This is a genomic window from Micromonospora sp. NPDC007230 (genome assembly GCF_042869115.1).
In the GTDB taxonomy this organism is placed as follows: Bacteria; Actinomycetota; Actinomycetes; order Mycobacteriales; family Micromonosporaceae; genus Micromonospora.
Genome location: NZ_JBIAFE010000076.1, coordinates 1 through 1,490, shown reverse-complemented (window position 1 = coordinate 1,490; position 1,490 = coordinate 1). Strand labels below are relative to the sequence as shown.

The window sequence follows — 1,490 nt, the reverse complement described above, 5'->3', positions numbered from 1 at the left end:
TTTTTTTTGGTCGGTCTGTTTCTGCGGGCCGCTTCCCGAACCCGGCGTGCACCTTTCAATGCACCGGGCTCTCCACAAGTCCCGTGCGGGGTCGTGGTGTCTCGTCGTTAGGTGGTTGGCCAGGGAGTGGGGATGTTCGCGCCGCGGTAGAGGTACCGAGTGGTGCTCAGTTTCTCCGGGTCGAACAGTTCCCGTTGTCCGTGGGGCCACCATCCGCCGTCGCAGTAGCGGCGGCGCAGTTCCTTCCAGGTGGTCCGGCGGTGTTTTCGCCGGAGCCATCGCCAGACCGTCTGCCACAGGTAGTGGCTGAGGTAGGCGAAGGTCGCCGACGATACGCCGGGCCGGAAGTAGGCGCACCAGCCCCGTACCGCTTGGTTGAGCCTGCGGATCAGGTCGTCCAGCGGCTGGTTCACCTCGACCTGCCGGCACAGGGTCTTCACCTTGGCCATCACCGCTTTGAGCGACTTCTTGGCCGGATAGGTGTAGATGAAATGCCGGTTGGTCCCCCTCTTGCGATGACGCTGGATGCGCCAGCCGAGGAAGTCCATCCCCTCGTCGATGTGGGTGATCAGAGTCTTGGCCTCTGACAGGCGCAGGCCCATCGTGGCCAGGACCCCGGCGATCTCTTCCCGCAGCGCTTCGGCGTCCGCCTGGCTGCCTTTGATCATCAGGCACCAGTCGTCGGCATACCGAACCAGCTTGAAGTTCGGCAGGCCGTGCCGAAGCCGCCTCGCCTTCTCGACCTTGCTGGTGGACGGGCCACCAGGGCGCTGGGCGACATACTCGTCCAGCACCGACAAGGCGATGTTGCTCAGCAGCGGGGACAGGATCGACCCTTGCGGAGTGCCGGCGTTGGTCTCCCGCAGTTGGCGGTCCTCGCCGAGGATGCCCGACTTCAGGAACGCCTTCACCAGGTCCAACACGCGCTTGTCGGCGATGCGGCCACGTACCCGGCCCATCAGGGCGGTGTGGTCGATCTCGTCGAAGCAGGCCTTGATGTCACCTTCCACGACCCACTCGTAGCTGCGTGGTCTCGTAGCCAGGTAACGGATCTCGGCCACCGCGTCATGGGCCCGGCGTCCCGGGCGGAACCCGTAGGAACACGGGAGGAAATCCGCCTCGAAGATCGGCTCCAGCACCAGCTTCAGCGACGCCTGCACCACCCGGTCGGTGATCGTCGCGATCCCCAACCGGCGCAGCTTGCCACCGGGCTTGGGGATCATCCGCTCCCGCACCGGCACCGGCCGGAAGCTGCGGTCCTTCAACGAGGCCCGCAGCCCGTCGAGGAACTCCTCGACCCCGACCCGCGCGACGATGGACAGCGCGGTCGCGCCGTCCACCCCGGCGGTCTTGGCGCCCTTGTTGCTCCGCACCCGATCCCACGCCACCAACAGAAACGCACGATCGGTGACGAGGTTGAACAGGTCGTCGAACACGCGACGAGGATCATCACGAGCCCAACGGTGCAGCTTGGCCTGGATCCCCAGTAC

1 protein-coding gene is annotated in these 1,490 nt (G+C 65.7%); it reads right to left on the bottom strand.

The window, feature by feature from the left end:
* Window positions 1-107 precede the first annotated feature (107 nt).
* Window positions 108-1,490: group II intron reverse transcriptase/maturase (gene ltrA, locus ACFYML_RS36580; protein WP_387425013.1), on the bottom strand; the 1,383-nt coding region annotated here is incomplete at its 5' end.